At 67.1% G+C, this 19,507-nt stretch carries 18 protein-coding genes and 3 pseudogenes; 9 read left to right on the forward strand and 12 right to left on the reverse strand.

Annotated elements, in window-relative coordinates; translation table 11 throughout:
* Window positions 1-184: 184 nt before the first annotated feature.
* Window positions 185-457 (forward strand): hypothetical protein, encoded by a 273-nt coding sequence (locus tag ACIP2X_RS08190; protein WP_401669191.1) that lies wholly within the window; start codon window positions 185-187, stop codon window positions 455-457.
* Window positions 458-1,947: 1,490 nt separating this feature from the next.
* Here ACIP2X_RS08190 and ACIP2X_RS08195 read toward each other — a convergent pair.
* Together ACIP2X_RS08195 and ACIP2X_RS08200 are read right to left on the reverse strand one after the other, a co-directional pair.
* A protein-coding gene (locus ACIP2X_RS08195) for an IS5 family transposase (RefSeq protein WP_401672237.1) occupies window positions 1,948-2,804 on the reverse strand; the annotation gives its coding sequence in 2 pieces (ribosomal slippage) (window positions 1,948-2,441 and window positions 2,441-2,804; 858 coding nt in all).
* A 7-nt stretch (window positions 2,805-2,811) separates the two neighbouring features.
* Entirely contained in the window at window positions 2,812-3,405 is a 594-nt protein-coding gene (locus ACIP2X_RS08200; protein WP_401669193.1) for an SMI1/KNR4 family protein, read from the reverse strand.
* Window positions 3,406-3,646: 241 nt separating this feature from the next.
* On the opposite strand from ACIP2X_RS08200, the pseudogene istB reads away from it, so the two are divergent.
* From istB to ACIP2X_RS08215, 3 genes and pseudogenes are all read left to right on the forward strand, one after another.
* Window positions 3,647-4,324, forward strand: a pseudogene (gene istB / locus ACIP2X_RS08205) (IS21-like element helper ATPase IstB); the annotation flags it as partial.
* 79 nt (window positions 4,325-4,403) lie between these two features.
* Window positions 4,404-4,985, forward strand: a complete 582-nt coding sequence (locus ACIP2X_RS08210; RefSeq protein WP_401669195.1) for a suppressor of fused domain protein — start codon at window positions 4,404-4,406, stop codon at window positions 4,983-4,985.
* Window positions 4,986-5,148: 163 nt separating this feature from the next.
* Window positions 5,149-5,712 carry a hypothetical protein gene (locus ACIP2X_RS08215; RefSeq protein WP_401669197.1) on the forward strand — a complete coding sequence of 188 codons (564 nt, stop codon included), beginning with the start codon at window positions 5,149-5,151 and terminating at the stop codon, window positions 5,710-5,712.
* Window positions 5,713-5,734: 22 nt separating this feature from the next.
* Here the strand turns inward: ACIP2X_RS08215 and ACIP2X_RS08220 are convergent, their stop codons facing one another.
* The 5 genes and pseudogenes from ACIP2X_RS08220 to ACIP2X_RS08240 all read right to left on the reverse strand — a co-directional run bounded on the left by ACIP2X_RS08220 (window position 5,735) and on the right by ACIP2X_RS08240 (window position 8,646).
* Window positions 5,735-6,040 (reverse strand): transposase, encoded by a 306-nt coding sequence (locus ACIP2X_RS08220; RefSeq protein ID WP_401669200.1) that lies wholly within the window; start codon window positions 6,038-6,040, stop codon window positions 5,735-5,737.
* A 349-nt stretch (window positions 6,041-6,389) separates the two neighbouring features.
* The gene (locus ACIP2X_RS08225) at window positions 6,390-6,848 is read right to left on the reverse strand and encodes a transposase (protein WP_401669202.1); all 459 of its coding nucleotides are present in this window, start codon (window positions 6,846-6,848) and stop codon (window positions 6,390-6,392) included.
* Window positions 6,849-6,934: 86 nt separating this feature from the next.
* Window positions 6,935-7,108: a hypothetical protein gene (locus ACIP2X_RS08230; protein ID WP_401672386.1), complete on the reverse strand. Its 174-nt coding sequence runs from the start codon at window positions 7,106-7,108 to the stop codon at window positions 6,935-6,937.
* A 24-nt stretch (window positions 7,109-7,132) separates the two neighbouring features.
* Window positions 7,133-7,225 (reverse strand): annotated as a pseudogene (locus ACIP2X_RS08235) (hypothetical protein); the annotation flags it as partial.
* A gap of 323 nt (window positions 7,226-7,548) precedes the next feature.
* Complete coding sequence (locus tag ACIP2X_RS08240; protein WP_401669204.1) at window positions 7,549-8,646, reverse strand: hypothetical protein; 1,098 nt, start codon at window positions 8,644-8,646, stop codon at window positions 7,549-7,551.
* A 1,012-nt stretch (window positions 8,647-9,658) separates the two neighbouring features.
* On the opposite strand from ACIP2X_RS08240, the gene ACIP2X_RS08245 reads away from it, so the two are divergent.
* Entirely contained in the window at window positions 9,659-10,867 is a 1,209-nt protein-coding gene (locus ACIP2X_RS08245; protein WP_401669206.1) for a cation:proton antiporter, read from the forward strand.
* A 156-nt stretch (window positions 10,868-11,023) separates the two neighbouring features.
* On the opposite strand, the gene ACIP2X_RS08250 is transcribed toward ACIP2X_RS08245, so the two are convergent.
* Window positions 11,024-11,497, reverse strand: a complete 474-nt coding sequence (locus ACIP2X_RS08250) for a VOC family protein (RefSeq protein WP_401669209.1) — start codon at window positions 11,495-11,497, stop codon at window positions 11,024-11,026.
* A 212-nt stretch (window positions 11,498-11,709) separates the two neighbouring features.
* Complete coding sequence (locus tag ACIP2X_RS08255) at window positions 11,710-12,135, reverse strand: cupin domain-containing protein (RefSeq protein WP_401669211.1); 426 nt, start codon at window positions 12,133-12,135, stop codon at window positions 11,710-11,712.
* 324 nt (window positions 12,136-12,459) lie between these two features.
* Here ACIP2X_RS08255 and ACIP2X_RS08260 point away from each other — a divergent pair, with 324 nt between their 5' ends.
* Window positions 12,460-13,134, forward strand: coding sequence for a hypothetical protein (locus ACIP2X_RS08260; RefSeq protein WP_401669213.1), 675 nt, complete (start codon window positions 12,460-12,462; stop codon window positions 13,132-13,134).
* A gap of 402 nt (window positions 13,135-13,536) precedes the next feature.
* Window positions 13,537-14,019, forward strand: a complete 483-nt coding sequence (locus tag ACIP2X_RS08265) for a carboxymuconolactone decarboxylase family protein (protein ID WP_401669216.1) — start codon at window positions 13,537-13,539, stop codon at window positions 14,017-14,019.
* Between the two features lie 228 nt (window positions 14,020-14,247).
* Here ACIP2X_RS08265 and ACIP2X_RS08270 read toward each other — a convergent pair whose 3' ends face one another.
* Window positions 14,248-16,605 (reverse strand): glycoside hydrolase family 65 protein, encoded by a 2,358-nt coding sequence (locus tag ACIP2X_RS08270; protein ID WP_401669218.1) that lies wholly within the window; start codon window positions 16,603-16,605, stop codon window positions 14,248-14,250.
* On the reverse strand, window positions 16,602-17,339 hold the full coding sequence (locus tag ACIP2X_RS08275; RefSeq protein WP_401669220.1) for an HAD family hydrolase: 738 nt from the start codon (window positions 17,337-17,339) through the stop codon (window positions 16,602-16,604). The genes ACIP2X_RS08270 and ACIP2X_RS08275 overlap by 4 nt, the downstream gene beginning before the upstream one ends.
* A gap of 277 nt (window positions 17,340-17,616) precedes the next feature.
* Here ACIP2X_RS08275 and ACIP2X_RS08280 point away from each other — a divergent pair, with 277 nt between their 5' ends.
* A complete protein-coding gene (locus ACIP2X_RS08280) occupies window positions 17,617-17,931 on the forward strand; it encodes a CPCC family cysteine-rich protein (RefSeq protein WP_401669222.1) in 315 nt (104 codons plus the stop codon).
* Here the strand turns inward: ACIP2X_RS08280 and ACIP2X_RS08285 are convergent.
* Window positions 17,905-18,750: pseudogene (locus tag ACIP2X_RS08285) on the reverse strand (IS5 family transposase). The gene ACIP2X_RS08280 and the pseudogene ACIP2X_RS08285 sit on opposite strands and share 27 nt — an antisense overlap.
* 217 nt (window positions 18,751-18,967) lie before the next feature.
* On the opposite strand from ACIP2X_RS08285, the gene ACIP2X_RS08290 reads away from it, so the two are divergent.
* Window positions 18,968-19,498, forward strand: coding sequence for an SMI1/KNR4 family protein (locus ACIP2X_RS08290; protein WP_401669224.1), 531 nt, complete (start codon window positions 18,968-18,970; stop codon window positions 19,496-19,498).
* Window positions 19,499-19,507: the final 9 nt, after the last annotated feature.

The following is a 19,507-nucleotide window of genomic DNA, read 5'->3' on the forward strand; positions in this document are numbered from 1 at the left end:
AACCCCTCTCCATAACCTCGCTCGCGCCCGATTGCGCTATCACCTCCGCCTCGGCCCGCTGGTAGCGCACCCGGGCCCCTGCTGCGCACGACGCTTGCTTTGAACCTCGGATGCACGACGATCGTCAGCCATGCGATTCGCGGCAGGCTGGTGAGGGATGGCGTCTCGTCGATGGCTCCAGGTCTTGGCCTACGTTCTGTTCATCGTCGGCACGGTCATGTTCTTCATCAACGCCGAGGCGGTTTTGAACGGCAACGCCGTCGAGTGCGACGGCAGCCCGATGAGACCAGGCCAGTGGTGCGCAAGCTTCAGCGGCGGCGGAAGCGTCAGCTACGACGAGGAGAAGCAGAACGAAGCCCAAGGCGAACTTGTCGGACACGCCGGGATAGGCCTCGCCGTCCTGGGGATCGTTCTCTTCGCCAGCCACGGGATCACCGCTCGACGAAGAAGGCGATGACGCATCTGCCAGCGATTCGCGCACAGGTCACAAAGACGGCTTCGCGAACGGCGCACCTTCGGCCTGATGGCCCAACGAGCCTCTGGCCTGGTATGAAATGGGTGACCTCCCCGGCACAGTCCTCGTTGAGGACATCGCGCACCTCCCCGAGCGCGAGCGGGGGCCCGGGCCCGCATCCTGACCGGTCCCGGCGGACTCCTCACCCCGGGGCCGACAATCCCCTCAGGGGCTTTCCGGCCCGGCCTCTGTGGGGGCGTCTGATGTTCAGGTGAGGCGCTTGAAGAGCGCTGTGAGCAGCCTGGGGTATTGCCGGGGCAGGTCGATCCGGCAGTCGGGGCAGAGCCGGCCATCTTCTGCAGGCGCGTCGTCGTGGCGGATGCCACGCTGCCTGGCCACGGACGCCTGCCGCTGGAGCGGGATCACAAGCGACTCGTTCCGGCACGTACCGCCAGCGCGCAGCTGCTGCGACTATCAGCCCTACGAACGAGCCTGTGAAGGAGCCGCGAGGTGGGTCACGAGTCATCGCACTACCGAGAGCTCTACCGGCAGTCACTCTTCTACCGGCCCGGAAGCACGCTGCTGACCACGATCCGCGCGTACATGGGCGGGCCCACACCGGCCCGCCCCAACGACCCGGCTGTCCGTTTCCATCCGGAAGGAGTCGCGTACCACCAGGCATTTGGATACGTGCCCGTGATCAAACTGGGCTGGCCAGCGGTCCGAGCAGTCGCCGTACTCCCTGGACCGGTCCCGGACCGACAGGCCCTGTGCGTGTACCGGATCAACGAACCACCACAGCCCGACGTCCCGGCCCACGAAATGTTCACCGGCACTGGACGGGGCCTCGGGGCCCACTTCCAAGCGCTGTTCGGCACGAGACTCGTGGTACATCTGCACCACGTACGGGGCCCGTCACTGAAGAAACTCGCCCGGCGCCTACCCGCCTGGACAGACGGCCGCATCACCCTCACCACCGAACGCCCGGCCTGAAGCAGGCCCCCCTGAGCTACAAGACGGGTAACCTCCACCGGCGCGTCCTCGTTGAGGACATAGCGCATCTCCCCGTATTGCGCGTGTGGGGCCCCGGGCGTGCCACATGGTGCATCTGCCCGGGTCCCGCATCCTGACCGGTGCTGGGGACTCCTCACCCCCCGAGGCCCGGACACCCCACGGACCTTTTTCGGCCCGGTCCGTGGGGTGTCTGGTGGTCAGGTACGGCGCTTGAACAGCGCCGTGAGCAGACCGGGGTGCTGCCGGGACAGGTCGGTCCGGCAGTCGGGGCAGTGCCGTCGGTAAGCAGGGCGACGCCCGTCTTGTGCGATTGATCTCTGCATCCAGCAGGGGATGTGGACTTGAGGACGCAAAGTGATTCGACCTGTGGGGAGGGTGCTCTGCGCAGACCTACTCTGCGTTTTCCTTGCCCATGGAGATTGCCGCGTGCGTCACGTTCAGTTGCTGACGTCCTTCTTGATCTGTACTAGGGTCCGTCTTCAAACTGATCTTGCCCAGAGCAGGAATGACGCGAGATTGACCGCTGCTTCGTAGGAGGTGGCGGTCTTGTCGTATCTGGTGGCGATGCCGCGGAAGCCCTTGAGTCGGTTGAAACAGCGCTCAACGATGTTGCGTCGGCGGTAGATCTGGCGGTCGAATGCGGGTGGGCGGCCGCCGCGGCGCCCGCGGCTGCGGCGGTGTTGCATTTGGTCGGCCTTCTCCGGGATGGTGCACGCGATGCCGCGTTTGCGCAGGTAGGCGCGGAACCCGCGGGAGCTGTAGGCCTTGTCGGCGATGACCTGGTCGGGTTTGCATCGAGGTCGGCCGAGGCCGGTGCGCGGGACGCGGATGCGTTCCAGGAGAGGGCGGGCGTAGACGCTGTCGTGGCGTTGGCCGGGTGTCAGCAGGATCGCGAGCGGGCGTCCCTTGCCGTCGCATGCAAGATGGATTTTGGTGGTCAGGCCTCCTCGGGATCGGCCGAGGGCGTGATCGTCCGGTTCGTCCGGCCGGTGGATCCCCCTTTTCGGCCGGTGGCGGCGTGCTGATGGGCGCGGACGACGGTCGAGTCGATCTGGACGAGCCAGTTGATGTCGCCGACCTCATCCGCATAGGCCTGGACTTGCTGGAGAGCTCGAGTGAACATGCCTTCCAGCGCGTAGCGGCGGAAGCGGGTGTAGACCGTTTTCCATGGGCCGTAGCGTTCCGGCAGGTCACGCCAGGAAATCCCGGTGCGGATCTTGTAGACCATCCCGTTGATGATCTGCCGGTCCTCCACCCGCGGCCGGCCCGTGGCGGCCCGCTGTATGAGTGGAGCGAGTAACTCCCACTCCCGATCGGTGAGTTCGTGGCGGCGTATCACCCCGTCATGATCCACCAACGCGATGATCTTTGAAGACGGACCCTAGTGCCTCATCCCACACGTCGCCTCCATCCGCCCAAGTCCACAGCCATTGGCGCAGAGACGGTGCTGCGTAGCGCAGGCCGTCGTGAGGGTTCTGGCCCCAATCGGGTTCCCAGCCGTCGGCGTCCCAGAGAAGCACCGGGTTGTCGACCGCTATCAGGGAGACGTGCCACTCCATGGTGCAGCCGCCGCCGGTCAGGAAGAACCACGAGGCCGGTGGCCCCCATCCTGGCCGCTGGTCATGAAGGGCGGTTGCGCAGGGCCAGTCCTGGACGTGCCAGTGCGGGATGCTGCGCGGTATCAGTGATGCGAGGCCGCCATCCGGTCCGAATCCTCCGTCACCGATCTCGGTGTAGACGCGTCGAAGCAACTCGGGCAGCCGAAACCCGAGCTTCAGTTCCGCGTCCTTAACTTCAGCGAACGTGACAGGCGGGAAGGGCTTGTCGGGGAGGCTTCCGCGGGAGGGGAAGGCGCCTCCCGCGCCCCATGTGAGTGCGTGCAGCCTCTCCAGAAGCGCGTCGTCGTCCGCAGCAGTGCGGTGGGTGGCATCGGTCACGAGCCGGAACTGTAGTGGGGAAGGGTTCCTGCCTCGGAAGCTCGGCGTCTCTTCGCGACTTCTTCGCGCATGAGGTCGTGGGTGCGTGTGCTGTGCCAGAGGGTGCCCTCCCACTGCACGTACTGAGGGTCGCGGTCGCGTAGGAGGACGGGCTCGAGGTGGCCGTGGAAGAGGAGTGTGCGGCCCTGGTTCCGGCGGAGCCGAGGTTGTGCAGCTCGTCCACCAGGACATCGCCGACCGGGCGCTCAAGGACCAGATGACCTACTGCGGCTTCCTCGCCGAACTGCTGATGGCCGAGTGCGACGACCGGGCCCGCCGCAGGTCGGAGAGGCGGATCAAGGCAGCCGGTTTCCCGAGGGAGAAGTCCCTGAGGACCTTCGACTTCGACGCCAACCCGAACATCGACCCGGCGGCCATCCACACCCTCGCCAGCTGCGAATGGATCAAGAAGAGCCAGCCCCTCTGCCTGATCGGCGACTCCGGCACCGGCAAGTCCCACATGCTCATCGCTCTGGGCACAGAAGCCGCGATGAAGGGCTACCGCGTCCGCTACACACTCGCCACCAAGCTGGTCAACGAGCTGGTCGAGGCCGCGGACGAGAAGCAGCTGAACAAGACGATCGCCCGCTACGGCCGCGTCGATCTCCTGTGCATCGACGAACTCGGCTACATGGGACTCGACCGCCACGGCGCCGAACTCCTCTTCCAGTCCTGACCGAACGCGAGGAGAAGAACAGCGTCGCCGTTGCATCCAACGAGTCGTTCGGCGGCTGGACGAAGACCTTTACCGACCCGAGGCTCTGCGCGGCGAATCGTCGACCGGCTCACGTTCAACGGCACCATCATCGAGACCGGCACCGACTCCTACCGCCTCGCCAGCACCCGAGCCCGAGCCGAGGAGCCGGTCAAGGCCGGCTGAATTATCCGGGTCCGCCCCGCCTGCGGCGGGGCGGACTCACAGCCAGGACACCTGGGCCAGCCGTGAGATCCTCTCCGTCATGTTCGAGAGCGAGCGCAACCAGCGGGCGATAGCAGGCGTCGAGGCCCACGTTCGCGACTTCTTCACCGGCCAGGCGATCACGGTCAGCAACTACGACCTGGGACCTGGACGAAGGCAAGCGGTTCCCCACTTGAGGATCCTCACCGTCAGCCCAGGACCGCGCGCCGACAGCTGGGCCTACATCACCGCCGGCTGCTGGTCCACGGTCGAGACGGACGGTCACGGCCACGAGTTCGTCCTCACCGCTCCCGTCCGCGACGAACGCTTCGCCGAGCTCCTGGCCATGACCGCCTACTACCACGCCGATCACCACCTCGACCTCGAGCACAGCCTGCCCATCGGGGAGCCGTGGCTGCCCGGGTCCCACTGCGACCACCTGCTCATCAGCCTCCCCTACCTCCACGGCCCTGACCTGGAATACTGCCCGCTGCCGGACGGTGATGCCCGCATCCTCTGGGCCCTGCCGGTCACCGCAGCCGAGATGGCATACCGCCGTGAGCACGGCCACGAAGCCCTTGAACAGCTCTTCGACGAGCACGCGATCGTCCCAACCGATCCAAATCGTCCATCCGTCGCCTGAACCTCGCGGGCACAGTTCGGGCAAAAGCGGCAGTCGAGGAGCCCTCCAGCGCCGTCAAAACTCGGGTTCTGGTCCAACTTCTGTGAAACGATAACGCTGGGTGACGATCACGCCATAGCGTAGGCGGCATTGGTTGTCAGCGGCGAATGCGATGATCGGCTCCGTGGAGCGCTACACGGCTGACCAGATCCAGGCAATCACCTTCGAGGAGCACGTGCGGGCGCGTCCTGCGATGTACTTCCGGGTCGCCCGGGAAAGTCCTGAGCTTCCGACAGAGATTCTTCAGCAAGTGGTGTGGGACGCGCTGCACCACCGCGACGGCACGCATGGCCAGATCAGCGTGGAGATCGAATCGGACCTGGCCTTCAGCGTGGAGGATGACCAGCGCCGTACTGGCGACGAGCGGGGAAGACCTGTCCCTGGATTCTTCGGTTCTCTCGTCGACAAGGAGCGATGGGCGCCTGCGGCGGCCGCGGTCCTCAGCGTCCGTACTGTTGTTGAGGTGCGGCTGAACGGGCGAGGCTTCCGCCAGGAACTGGCCGGGGCCGTGTCGGCGGGCGACTGGGATGAGTTCGCCACATCCAAGCTCCGGTACACGGACCACATTCCAGCTGGACCCGTCGTACTGCGGCCCCGGCGAGGCCATCGCCTGGTCATTGCGCCCGGAGGAACTGCACGGCCGGGAATGCGACGCGAGTCCTTCGCCGGTGACCTTCTCTATTCATGACCTACGCGCAGAAGCCGAGAACTCAGCTGGCGAGTAGGACTCGCTTCCGCAGGAGCGCGAAGCTGGCACGGCCATACATTTGGCGCTTGATCATTTTGATCCGATTGACGTGGCCTTCGACGACGCCGGAGCTCCACGGCAGTGTGAGGCCGGCTGTTACGGTGGCGAGATCGCGTTCGAGGCCGTTCGCGAAGGCGTGGAGGCTGGGCAGGTCGTCGGAGCGGACCCGCTTGATCCATTGTGGGAGCTGGTCGCCCGAGCTGGGTGAGCATCTTCCCGAATGCGCTGACGTGTCCGGTGAGGGCTTCCAGTTCGGGGCAGCCGGCAAGGACGGACTTGAGCTTCAGTCGCTCGCTCTCCGGCAGGGTGTCGGGGTGAGTCAGGATCCAGCCGGTGACCGTGCGTGGTGACGGCGGACGAGCTGCGGGTGCGGTCGGGGATGTGCGGAATGGCTGGAGGTAGGCGCGGACGGCTCCGTAGCCGCCCGTGTAGCCATGCGTCTTGATCTCTTCCCAGAGGCTCCAGGCGTTCGTGCAGCCCTCGGCCCACCGCTCGTGCAGGTAGGGCCTGAAGTCGTCGAGCTTGGTCCTGCGGTTCTGCCACTGCCCGTGGAACAGGTCTTCCGCCTTCGCGGCGTCGGCCAGCAGCTTGACGGTGCGGTAGGTCATGCCGAGTTCTCACTGGATCGAGCGTCGGCTGTGGCCGGCAGCCAGCAGCGCGTGGACGGCGGCGTGCTTGGCGCGGGTGCGATCGGCGAACCGGTGTCCGGTGGGCCACGGCGACCCGCTCCCGGCCGGTGCCGGAGGGCTCTCTGGCGCCGGCTCGGCGAAGGTCGCACGGAGGCAAGAGCGGTGGCGGGACACGCACCGTTCTGCCGCTTCGCCGAGGTTGCGCCAGAGGTGGAACCTGTCGGCGACCTGGACCGCGGTGGGCGCCCCGATGCTGGCACCCTCGGCGAAGAACGGGGCGCGATCGCGGCAGACAACCTCGATCCCCGGATGATCGGCCAGCCAGGCCGCGACCGTGCCCGCCTCACGATCCGGCAGCAGGTCCACCGGCCTGCGGGTCTCGACGTCGACCAGCACAGTCCCATAGACACGCCCCTTGCGCATCGCGTACTCATCGACGCCGACCACACGCGGGCTCTGCGGTTGCGGCTCCGGCAGGGCCTCGACCAGTCGCAGGACCGTGTTCCTACTGACCCTCGCCCCGAAGACGTCGGTCAGCGGGCACCGGCGCGGCCGGCCAGGGCGAGGCCGACCTCGGCCAGCAGCGACCGCATTCGTTCGGTCCGCTGACTGTGCCGCCGGGTCAGGCCCGCGACCTGCTCGACGAACGTCCGCCGCCCGCAGGAGACGTCTCCGCACGTGAAGCGCCGGACACGAAGTCGCAGCACAACCCGCCGCCCCACCACGGGCAGGTCCGCCGGAAACCGCAGGTAAGAGCCGTGCACCCGCTCGGACCAGCCACCGCAGCCTGGACACCATGCCCCCGGTCGTTCGGCATCTGACACCGAATCGAATCACTTCGCCATCGTCCTGCACGGACTCCACCCTGATCCCCGGATCCGCCAGGAAGAGCAGCTCTTCCAGCCGGAGCAGTACCTCGCGCACAGCTCAGAACCATCAGCCCGAACGCTGCAGGCACCAGCTCTTTCGAGACGATCTCGCGAAGCGCACCAGCGAGATCACCAGTCACAGGGAGTAGCCACACCACAGAAGTTGGACCAGAACCCAAGAACGGACAGCAGATGTTCACCACTTCGGGAGGCACCGCTGTCCGGCGCTGTTCGATTGCGGAACAGATCGGACGGGGTCCTGGCACCCTGTCAGTCGACTAGAAGAGGCCAGTGCGCATGTGCTGCGTGAGGTTGTCGTGGATCTCGCGCAGCCACGGGGTGCGGACGGCTGGCAGCCGGGCCAGGGTTCGCTGGAAGACTTGCCAGTCGATCCGGAACACGTCGTGGACACTCGGCGTGGGCGGGTCGTCGCGAAGGACGCCGTCGGGTAGGAGACCCGATGCGGGGACGGGCAGCTGCGACTCGGGGATGACCAGCCGGAGCCACACCCCGAACGGCAACGGCACCAGGTACGCCGACGCGGCCGGGGTCCATGCCTTACCGGTCTGCGGATGGGACGGCACGAGGAGGATGTCCGCGTCAGTGTCGCGCGCGGGCTGTCCCGGTCCGGCCAGGACGGCGCGCCGCGTCGGCGGACCGGCCGGCAGCAGGATGTCGAGGGCCCGTTGGAACATCACTGCGGTCAGGCCCTCCGGAACGGCTACCGCCCGGCCTTCCGAGGCCACCAGGAGGTGGGCGAGCGCCTGCCCGGCTGCCGCCACCCACTGGGGGCTCCAGTGCCACCGGTCGCTCGCCCCGAACAGCGCTCCCCACCGGGCGATCGGCTCGGACGGGGGCACGCCCGTACCCTCCGCGAGCAGTTCCTCCCAGGACAGCGGTCCGGCGTCGGTGCCTTCGACGGGAAGGCGGCGCACGGCGTTCGGGGCGAGCCACACGGCCTGCCAGAGCGAGCAGTCGTCGATCCGTGCAGCCACCGGAAGACCGCATGCCGCGCAGGCCATGTTGGGGCCGTCACCCCCGTCGAAGCCGCAGCAGGCGCCGCCGCGCTTCTCCGGGATCAGCACGGCGCCACGGGTGTCTCCCGGTGCGATGACAATTGCGCCGGGCGCGCCGTCGGACAGGGCGGGGACCGGCGCGTAGATGCCGCGGGCTGCTGCCTCGTCCGGATCGATCTCCTCCCACCTGCACCACGGCGGCCCCCAGGGCTCCGGTTCCACGGCGAACGTCCCCGATTCCATGAGCACCGGGAGCTGAAGCCCGTTCCCGTACTGCTGACGAGCATGGGCCGGCAGGGCGACCTGGGACAACGGGGCGGTCAGCTCGGCGTCACACCGCACACACACGAAAACGAACAATCGTCCTCCGCTCGGGAACAGGGGGCATCGTCGCAGCTCCGCGGCAGACCGGCCAACGTGTTTTCAATTGGCTGGGGGGATCGAAGCACAGCCACGACGCTGGGCATCAGCGTTCGGATCTTCGACGGGCTCTGGTGCCTCCTGAAGGCGCCGGCCCTGCCCGCGGCCCGCCCACTCGCGACGAGCGTGGAATTCGAGACCCCGGCGACCTTGCGGTCGACGTCACCGGGCTTGCCTGGCGCCAAGCCGACCGCCCCTGACCCACCTGCCGACTTCGCCCCCAAGGCGCAGCCGTCATCGCCCCTGTCTACGCACATCAGGCCAGTGCCGCATACCAGGCCCGCTACGACGAGCGGGCTTTCGGCGTGCTGCGGCCCGGGACGGGGCGCGGCCCTTCGCCGACCGGGCAGCCCAGATCCAGGCCATGGCCGAACGGCTCCTGCGAGGCCAGGCCGCACGAGCCCGGACCCCACGGCCATCGTCCGCGCCACCGCAGACAGCCGTGCACGCCTGGCTCCACGTCAATCCACCCAACAGACTCCAAGCAGCCTCAGGGGCAGCGGGGCCCTCACACTCGTCTGCGACCAGCGGGGACTGACCTGCTCGTACTGTCAACATCGTCCCCTCGCGCACCTGGTGTCCGCTGAGGGCTTCCCTGTAGGGGGCTGTCAACGGGCCGCGAACCCGCATCGGCCGTGCATCCCGCATCAGCATCCCACGGCGGCCCGTCCGCCCGACCGTCCGGCCCGTCCTTCGATGAACCCGGTCAGGGGTTCGCAGGGTCCCGCCATCGAATCAGGCCCTATGCGGGTCGAGCGTTCAGCCCGGACGGCATCCACCGCAGTACGTGACCCGCGGCTTACCACGGTGACGCCCGTCCGGTCCCGGAGCGCGCGGACACCGGCTGAGCCTGCGAAAGCCGGCGCCCCATAGCACCGTGGAAGGAGGTGACGGCGGCGCCGGAACCGGCGGCCGGAGCCTGTGCCCGTCACACCGGCTACGGGAGTCAGCGATGGGGTACGACAATTTGCTCATCGTCCTCGTGGTGGCGGCTGCTGTCCCGTTCCTCCTCGCCCTGGTGCCCCGGGTTCCGCTCCCGGGGCCGGTCCTGGAGATTGTGGCAGGCATCGTGCTGGGTCCGGCGGTGCTGAACCTGGTGCGGCCGGACGCCACCGTTCAGGCCCTGTCCGTCATCGGGCTGAGTTTCCTGCTGTTCCTTGCGGGCCTGGAGATCGACTTCCAGTTGCTGCGCGGGCCGCTGGCCAGGCTCGTCGCCGTCGGCCTGGTGGCCTCGATCGCGCTGGCCGGGATCGTCGGCTGGGGCCTGGACCTTGCCGGCCTGGTCGAGAGCCCCCTGCTGATCGGCACCGCACTCGTGGCCACGTCCCTGGGACTGCTGGTCCCGATCCTGAAGGACGCCGACGCGGTCGGACGCCCGGTCGGCCAACTGACCATCTGTGGCGCCTCCGCCGGTGATATCAGCGCCGTCGTGCTGCTGTCGCTGTTCTTCTCCGAGCATTCGTCGAGCCCGGGCTCCAGGGTCCTTCTGCTGATCGGCCTCGCCTGCCTGACGGCGCTCATCGTGGTCACGTCGATGCGCGCCGGACGCTCCATGTGGCTGTCGCGGACTCTGGTGAATCTCGCGGACACGAGCGCCCAGATCCGCATCCGCCTCACGATGGTTCTGGTCGTCGGGCTGTCCGCCGTCGCCATGCATCTGGGATTCGAGGCCGTTCTCGGCGCCTTCATCGCCGGGGCCGTACTGCGGCTGGTCGCACCTGACGCAGACCGGAAGCACCCCCAGTTCCACGTCAAACTCCAGGGAATCGGCTACGGCTTCCTCGTCCCGGTCTTCTTCGTCACCAGCGGCATCCAGTTCGACCTCAAAGCGCTGTTCGCCGACACCGCGACCATCCTGCGCGTGCCGATGTTCCTCGCCGCACTCCTCCTAGTACGCGGCTTGCCCGCCTTGGTCTACCGCAGGGCCGGTCTGTCCCGGGCGGAAGTGTTCGCCAGCGGCCTCCTGCAGGCCACCTCCCTGCCGTTCATCGTGGTGACAACGACGATCGGACTGAAGCTGGATGCGATCCAGCCCGCCAACGCGGCGGCCCTGGTGGCGGCCGGGCTCCTGTCTGTGATCGTCTTTCCCCTGACGGCGCTTCCCTTGCTGCACCGTTCACGGGAGCCCGTGAAACCAGGCTCGCAGGAGAGATCTGATTGACGGTGTCACGCGTGGGGATGCGCCCAGGCGACTACGTGGACGCGGACGTCACCGCCCGCGGTCGTCGCCCCCGCCGCCCAGGTCCTCGACGTGAGGAGCGGGTATCGATCACGGCGACCCCGCTCGCCTTGATGCGCCGGCTTTTCGTTCTCCGTCTCAGCGGCCGGGTGCCCGCATGGTGACCTCCTGGATCACCCAGCCGTTGCCGTCCGGATCGCTGAAGGTGGCGTAGGAGCCATAGGAGGCACGGTCCGGATGGGGGCCGGCCTCGCGTGTCTGGCCCTCGCTGTCATGGACGACTCCGCCATTGTCGTGGCCGTGGAAGAAGATGCCTCCGGCGTCGTGGAATACCTCACTGACGTCGACGCCGCGGGCGGCGAACTCCGCGCGTGCCGCCTCAACGTCGGGGACGATGAGGTACAGGCCCTGGATCGCGCCCGGCGGGGTCGAGGTCAGTCCCTCACCGAAAATGATGGAGCACTCCGAGCCAGGCGGCGTGAGGTGTACGGCGCGCCACTTCGCGCTGACGGTGGCGTCGAGGTCCAGCCGGAATCCTGCGGCCTCGTAGAAGGCCTTGGCCCTGTCGACGTCGGAGACGGGCAGGACTATGAGCTCTAGCTTCACATCCATGGGAAAGTCCTTCTTTCGGCGGCGGCCCAGGCCCGGAGGCCTCAGAGGCAGGTACAGCGCGCCAGATGTCGCCGAGCGGATCGTGCACGCCAGAAGCGCCTGCGTAGCGTCGTGAATAGGCCGCTATGGCTGCTCTGACGTACCCGAACAGGTGACGTCCCGCAGCCGGTCGTCCTGTTCTGCCCAAGATCACCGGCCGCACTCCGGCATCCTCAGCCCTGGGAGGGGCGTGGAGCACGCAAGTGCGCCCTTTCGTTCAGCTCATCCTGGTCGACCACTGTGAGCATAGGCTGACCGGGCGCACACACCATGGTCACGATGAATTTGGCCGGTGCGTCCGAGTTGGCGTTTCCGTCCTGGTAGTGGATTACGTCACCGCCCGGTTCCCAGAACGTCCCACCGGCCTCGATCACGCGCTCCGGCTCACCCTCGAGTTCGAAACGGAGTTTTCCCTCCATCACGTAGCCGAACGCTGGCCCTGAGTGGCGATGCGGAGGGAGGCCAGGATGGCCAGGAGGCCACTCCACAAGGATCGTCATTGCCGATCCGCCCTCGGGAAGAAAGGGCGGAGTGACCTCCTGCAGCAGCTGGACCTCAGAAGGCAGCGAGACCTCCAGCGCCGGATTCTTCTCGGCCATGGACCACACCTCCATCACCAGGCCCTGGAGCGGGTGATCAACTACAGCACGGATCTATGACTCGCCGGATCCGGATACCACCCTCCCTCACCTAGACGGCGCCCACAATCCGGGAGCAAGCGCACTCCGCGCAGGCCAGAGTGGTCCGGGCCCGCTCGCCCGCACGGGCCGACGCCGCATCACCCGCCCAAGCCGCCAGCTGCGTCCTGCTTGCCGGGCGTCTCTTGACCGAGGGCCTCCTGGCGGGGAGCGCTTCGTCAAACTCGCTACGTGCACATCGGCGGGCCTTTCGAGCTCGTCGGCGACAGGGGTCACACTCGGGGGATGAGAGAGCTGAAGGGCGTGGATGTCGGGACGCCGCATGCGCATTTTCTGGTGGCGGAGCATTGGAGTCTGCTGGCGACGCGAAGTATGACGTGGCAGGAGATCTTCAGCCGGACCGCGACGTATCTGACGGTGCTGTCGGCTGCGGTGGTGGCGCTGTCGCTGGTGGCCAACGCGACGGGGTTCGGGTCCGGGTTCACGACGTTCGCGTTGCTGGTCCTGCCGGTTGTCCTGCTCGTCGGCTTCGGGACGTACTTCCGGCTGATCGAGGCCGATATCGAGGACACTTGGCTGATCATCGGCATGAACCGGCTGCGGCACGCATACGTCGAGCTCGCTCCGGAGCTGGAGCCGTACCTCATCGCGGGGTACCACGACGACCCGCCAGGGATCTGGACGACCTACAGCTTCCGCCGCCGGCTGGGGGTGACGCACTGGCTATCCGGCTCGCCTCTTGTCGTCGGCGTCATCAATTCCTTTGTCACCGGCGTGCTGGCCGCGGTGGTCTGCGAGGCCGTTGACGCCGGGGGCACAGTGCAGGCACTGGTCGCCTCCGCCACCGCCGTCGTGACCGCGGCCGTCCTCGGGTTCCTCGGCCTGCGCAAGGTGCACGAGGTGTCCCGCACTTACCAGCCGCGCTTCCCCAGCGACGAAACACGACAGCCGACGCGTTGAGGCGGCCGGAACCCCCGTAGTTGGCCGTATGGTCGATTTCCCTGATCCAGGCGGCGACCGTAGTGACGGCGAGGGACCCGAAGAGCTTCGTCGCCCGTTGCTTTGCCGGTGAGGAGCTGGTTGTCCGCTGTGTGCAGCAGGGCGTCGTGTTCCCTCCTTCCCGGCAGTCGCCCACACGAGTCCGACAGCAGGGCATGGTCCATGCTTGACGCCTCGTGGAATACCCGCAGTCCATCGCCGATCAAGCCGCGCGGTCAGGCACACGCTCGCCTGCCGACACGCCGCCGCTTGCCGGGAGTCCCACGGTCGCCCGGAACTGGTGTTTTGTCAGGGATGAACGAGCGGCTCGGAGCGGGGTCCGGAAGTACGGCCGAAGGAACACTGAGCACCGAAGGGGCCGAGATGGCCGATGATGTGCAGATCGCGAACCGTCGACTCGACGCGAGTCGCAACGAGGTGCTCATCGGCATGGCCCGGATGGGCGCGGATGCGTTTGGATACACAGCGACGCTGCGTATCGACCGCGGTCTCGCCCAGCTACTGCGCCTGCGGGTCTCGCAGCTCAACAACTGCACCTACTGTCTCAACCTGCATTATCAGGCGGCACGTGGGGCGGGCATCCCCCGGGCCAAGATCGACACTCTGACCGCGTGGTGGGAGACCGAGCTGTACTCCGAGGCCGAGCAGGCGGCGCTGCGCTACACCGAGGCGCTCACCCGCGCTGCCGACACCGATCGCGACGCGGCATTCCAGCGCTTCCACGACGCGCTCGCTGCGCACTTCAGCCCGGAGGAAATGCTTGAGATTGTCGGCGTCGTCGTCAACATGAACGTCTGGACCCGCATCAAGCTCGCCGAGGGCGCGATGCCGGGCCTGGCGGACTGAGCGGCCCTTCGTACCCCCGTCCATCGGGAGGCGATGCCCCGGGCGGGCCCGTCGGCCCATCCGGCGTCGCCCAACGCACAGCTCGGGCAAGAGGTGCCGCGCGACGGGTTGCTTCGAGCCCCTGCTGCTGCGCCGAGCCGGCGGCCCTGAGGAGCCGCCGCGCGGATCGGGATCAGACCGGACGGCGGACGCGTCGCGGCGCCGGGCACCGGCCGGGGGCGGACGCCGTCACTCCCGGCGGGGGCTGCCTCGCCCTGGCTGGCAGTGCGGCGGGCGGTTTGGCGATGGGCGGGCGGGTGCGTCGGGTATGGGGCACCGCGTGGGCGAACCGGATACGACCGTGACCACTTGGTCGTGGTGGCAGATCGTCATCGGCTCTCCTGCGAGCAGTGTGTAGGTGGCTTCTTCGTCTGTGATCTCCACGCGGAGCCGGCGGCCCCAGATGATCATGTGGAATGCCAGGCGGCTGAATTTCTCGGGCAGCCTGGGGACGAACGTCAGGTTGTCCTCGTTGTGCCGCATGCCTCCGAAACCGCCTACCAGAGCCATCCACGTGCCAGCCAGCGAGGCGATGTGCAGCCCGTCCCGGGTGTTCATGTGGAGATCGTTGAGATCTATGAACGCCGCTTCGACGGCGTACTCGTAAGCCATACGTTCGTTGCCCACCTCCGCTGCGACTACGGCCTGGCAGCAGGCGGACAGGGAAGAGTCGCGCACGGTCAAGGACTCGTAGTAATCGAAGTTGCGCGACTTGTGCTCCATGTCGAAACAGTCGCCACAGGTATACATGGCCAGCACCAGGTCCGCCTGCTTGACCACCTGCTTCCGGTAGATGTCGAAGTAGGGGAAGTTGAGCATCAGAGGGTACTGATCGGGCCGGGTGCCGGCGAAGTCCCACGGCTGGCGGTCGGTGAACCCGGCGTGCTGTTCGTGCACCCCCAGGTCCTCGTTGTAGGGGATGTGCATCGACTCGGCGGCGTGACGCCATGACGCGGCCTCCCGGCCGTCCGCGCCCAAGGCCGCCGCATCGTCGGGGTAGCGGTCAACCGCCTGGGCGGCCCCGCGAAGGTTCCTCGCCGCCATGAGGTTGGTGTACGTGTTGTCATTGACGATCGCGCTGTACTCGTCCGGCCCGGTAACGCCGTCGATATGGAACAGGCCACGATGGTCTTGATGGCCCAACGACATCCACAGCCGGGCGGTCTCCACGAGGAGTTCGACACCGCTGCTGCGGGCGAAATCCTCGTCGCCGGTCGCGGAGACGTAGCGTATGACCGAGTCGGCGACGTCGGCGTTGATGTGAAAGGCTGCGGTGCCAGCCGGCCAGTAGGCGCTGCATTCGGCGCCGTCGATGGTTCTCCAGGGGAACGTAGCCCCCCGAAGCCCGAGTTGGCGTGCTCGCTCGCGCGCTGCGGGCAGTGTGGCCTGGCGCCAGCGCAGCGCTTCGGCGACGGCGCCAGGCGAGGTGTACGTGAGCAGCGGCAGCACAAAGGTTTCGGTGTCCCAGAAAGTGTGACCGTCATATCCCGTTCCCGTGAGCCCTTTGCCGGGGATGGCCCGCTGCTCGGCACGCGCACCGGCCTGCAGCACATGGAACAGGGCGAAGCGGATGGCCTGCTGCAGTTCGTCGTCGCCGTCGACCTCGACATCGGATCGTTCCCAGAAGCGCTGCAGATAGGTCCGCTGCTCCTCCACCAGGCCCTCCCAGCGTGTGCTGCTCGCCGCCGCGAGAGCCGCTTCGACCTGGTCCCGCACCGCCGGAAGCGACCGCATGCGCGACCAGCCGTAGGCGACCATTTTCTCGATCCGCAGCTTTTCGCCGGCCGCCAGCTGCGTCGTGACGGTCAGGCGTGCGACGTCCGCAGTGCTCTCGCTGCTGGTCTGTGTCCCGGCGGGTCCCTCGACAGTGTGGTCGGCCGCGGTAGCGATCCGGAGCTTGCTCCGGCGAGTGGCGTGGACCAGCAGCAGTCGGTTTCCCGACGCGCGGTTCTCCTCCGACTCGAGAGGTGACTTCAGGACCGCGGCTGTGCGAGGATCGCCCGAGACCGTCGGAAGCTGCTCGTTGGCGATGAGTTCCGACTGGAGGACGATACGCACCGCGGCGTCCAGGGCTTCGACCTCGTAGGCGACGGCCGCGATCGCACGCTGAGTGAAAGAGACCAGCCGAGTGGAGTGCAGGCGCACGGTGGAGCCGGCGGGCGAAGTCCATTCGCAGTGACGGTGCAGCAGACCCGCACGCAGGTCCAGGACGCGCTCGTGGCTGTGGACCTTGCCGTAGCGCAGATCGAAGGGCTCGTCACCGACCAGCAGCCGGATCACCTTGCCGTTGGTGACGTTGATCGCCGTCTGACCGGATTCCGGATAGCCGTACCCTCCTTCCGCGTAGGGCAAGGCGTGTGCCTCGTAGAACCCGTTGAGGTACGACCCGGGTATCCCGTGCGGCTCGCCCTCGTCGAGGTTGCCCCGCCAGCCCAGGTGACCGTTGGACAGCGCGAAGACCGACTCGCTCTGCGGCAGCATCCCGAGCTCGAGCGGTGTCTCCTTCAGACTCCAGCGGTCCATGGAGAAGCAGGGCTCAGTGATCATTCCCGATCCACCAGTTCTGAGATGTCCCGCACAACGACGTCGGCGCCATGGGCACGCATGACGTCCCCCTGACCCGCCCGGTCGACACCGATGGTGAAGCCGAAACGGCCCGCCCGGGCGGCGTCGATCCCCGCGAGCGCGTCTTCGAAGACCGCAGAAGCCTCGGCCGTGGAACCGAGATCGTGAGCGGCGGCAAGAAACGTGTCAGGACGCGGTTTTCCTGGCAGTCCCCGTTCCGCAGCGACGAGCCCGTCGACACGGACGTCGAACAGCTCCTCCGCCCCTATCGACCGCAGGACCTCACGGCAGTTGGCGCTGGAGGACACCACCGCGGTCCGCAGCCCGAGCCGCCTCACCTCTTCGATGTAGTGCAGCGTGGTGGGATACGGCTCTACGCCCTCACTGCGGATCTTCTCCAGCAGCAGCTCGTTCTTGCGGCGTCCCAAACCGTTGACCGTGTCCTGCTGCGCGCTGTCGTCGGGGAGGCCCTCCGGAATCACGATATCCCGGGACGCAAGAAAGCTCCGCACGCCCTCGGTACGAGGTCTGCCGTCCACGTACGCGTTGAACGCATACAAATCGAACGGCCGGAAGTCAGCTCCGAGCCGTCGGCGCAGGAAAGGGTCGAATGTCTCTCGCCAGGCGGCCTCATGCATCGCAGCCGTCTTGGTGATGACACCGTCCAGGTCGAAAAGACACGTGTCGATCGTTTCCGGCACACCGAGATGCGTCATCGCGCGGCCCTCCTTCGAAGCAGGGGCCACCATCCGGCGGGCAGGGACGAAACGCGTCGACTGCTAATCGTCCGAGCGCCTATCCCACCATCCTCCCGACAGCGATCCACCGCAACGGAAGAGGGACGAAGCGACACCGTAGGACGACGCCTTCACCGTGCTACGAGGGTCTCCCACCCGCGTCACCGAAAACTACTCCTAACTGAAGGTTTCAGAATGAGGTTCGAATGACGCGACCAGCCCAGAGCGTCCTCGCAGGTCATGCAACACTCGACGCGTGACAACGCCCGAAGAACCGCCCAATGCAAGCCCTCCCAGTGGCGGTCCGTTTGCCTGTCCCTGCTGCAAACTCATGACGCTGGAAGCCCGCGGACAATTCCAGATCTGTGACGAGTGCAGCTGGGAAGACGATGGCCAGGACGACCCGAACGCCGACGAGGTCTGGGGCGGCCCCAACGGGGCGGATAGCCTGACCGACGCACGTCGTCGCTACGCGCAGTACGTCACCACGACGAGGGCAACAGATCCGAGATCGGCAGCCAATGGAGGCCCAGGCAGGTGGCGTTCACGCCCCAACCGTCGTCGCAGCTGACCGATCGCTTCCGGATGATGTGCGGAGTCGTCGGAGGCAGATGATGCTGCAGGCGAGTTCCAGGAGGCCCTGGTGGAGGCCGGCGCGGCGTTCGTAGCGGATCCGCAGTCGTTTGAACTGGTGGAGCCCGGCGAAGGTGCGCTCGACGACCCAGCGTGTCTTGCCCAAGCCGGTGCCGTGAGCGGCGCCGCGCCGTGCAATGAGGGGCTTGATGCCGCGCTGCCACAGCAGTCGGCGGTACTTGTCGTAGTCGTAGCCGCGGTCGGCGAAGAGTCGCTTGGGTTTGCTGCGCGGACGTCCCCGCAGTCCCCGTATTCGGGGGATCGCTTCCAGCAGCGGGATCAGTTGGGTAACGTCATGCCGGGTTCCCGCCGGTCTCGGACACGGCCAGCGGGGTGCCGCGGCGGTCGACGATCAGGTGGTGTTTGGAGCCGGGGCGGCCTCGATCGACCGGCGACGGCCCGACGTGGTCCCCCCTTTGAGGGCCCTGACGTGGGAGCCGTCGATCGCGCAGTCGTCCATCTCCAGCAAGCCGGTCTTGCGTAGTTCGGAGAGGAGTTCCGTGTGCAGCCGGGGCCAGACACCGGCTTCGGTCCAGTCCCGCAGGCGGCGCCAGGCGGTCACGCCCGAGCAGCCAACCACACTGGCGGGCACATCCCGCCAGGCCACACCCTTGCGCAGCACGTAGACAATGCCCACGAGTGCAACACGGTCAGGCACCCGAAGCCGGCCTGGGTGCCGGTGCCTTCGCTCGGGCTGCGGCGGCAGCAGTGGGGCTATGCGCTCCCACAGGTCATCAGAGGCAAGATCATCGGACACCCCGCAGACCCCGCCGACGAAGATCACCGGCTGCCAGCCGACACGCCGATCTCATCCTGAAACGATCAGTAAGCGACGCCGGCATCCGCGAAGCATTTCTCAAACTCGCCTGCTGTCTCATCACCCACCGACAACTCAAGTCCCTGTGTTGATCCTGGGAAGCAACAGATGGTGGCCGTCGCCTTGACGTCCTAGGCACGTGCCATGATCCGGCTTCATGAGTGGACCTTCACTGTCACCTGCCTGGCTGGCCGCGTGGATCAGCAGGGTCTCGGACCCCCTGCAGACCATGACAGCCGAGTTCGAGCGCCGGCACGGGTATCCCCCGGGCACCAATCAGGTCCGGCCGGCCGCCCCCGACGACCAGGCAGCACCCCGCGCTCTGGCCGAACTGGATCTCGCCTCCGCCGACCTGGTCACCCTCTACGACAGCATCGCCGACATCGCCTGGGCGGACGTCGGCAACGGCTACTTCGTCGACCCGGTACCTGACGTCCTTCTGCGGCTCAAGGAGTACGGCGCTATCAGCGATAGTACGGGCGAGGAAGCTCGTGGCCTGGTCATCGGCTCGACCGGTGGCGGACTGTGTTACGTCACCGACCCCAGCGGGGCTGTCTACCGGACACGCACAGCATCACTGGACGAACCCGAACTCGACAGGGTGGCTGATGATCTGCGGCACTTCCTGGAACTGCTGGAGCAATCGCTGAAGCAGTTCGTGGCCAACAGCGAGCCGGGATACCTATAGGTGCGGTTC

The organism is Streptomyces sp. NPDC089424 (genome assembly GCF_044749345.1).
Classification (GTDB): domain Bacteria; phylum Actinomycetota; class Actinomycetes; order Streptomycetales; family Streptomycetaceae; genus Streptomyces.

Coding starts and splice junctions, on each gene's coding strand:
- ACIP2X_RS08275 (WP_401669220.1), bottom strand. CDS start 17,339: ATGACGCATCTCGGTGTGCCGGAAACGATCGACACGTGTCTTTTCGAC.
- ACIP2X_RS08290 (WP_401669224.1), top strand. CDS start 18,968: ATGAGTGGACCTTCACTGTCACCTGCCTGGCTGGCCGCGTGGATCAGC.
- ACIP2X_RS08270 (WP_401669218.1), bottom strand. CDS start 16,605: ATGATCACTGAGCCCTGCTTCTCCATGGACCGCTGGAGTCTGAAGGAG.
- ACIP2X_RS08260 (WP_401669213.1), top strand. CDS start 12,460: ATGAGAGAGCTGAAGGGCGTGGATGTCGGGACGCCGCATGCGCATTTT.
- ACIP2X_RS08265 (WP_401669216.1), top strand. CDS start 13,537: ATGGCCGATGATGTGCAGATCGCGAACCGTCGACTCGACGCGAGTCGC.
- ACIP2X_RS08250 (WP_401669209.1), bottom strand. CDS start 11,497: ATGGATGTGAAGCTAGAGCTCATAGTCCTGCCCGTCTCCGACGTCGAC.
- ACIP2X_RS08245 (WP_401669206.1), top strand. CDS start 9,659: ATGGGGTACGACAATTTGCTCATCGTCCTCGTGGTGGCGGCTGCTGTC.
- ACIP2X_RS08255 (WP_401669211.1), bottom strand. CDS start 12,135: ATGGCCGAGAAGAATCCGGCGCTGGAGGTCTCGCTGCCTTCTGAGGTC.
- ACIP2X_RS08210 (WP_401669195.1), top strand. CDS start 4,404: ATGTTCGAGAGCGAGCGCAACCAGCGGGCGATAGCAGGCGTCGAGGCC.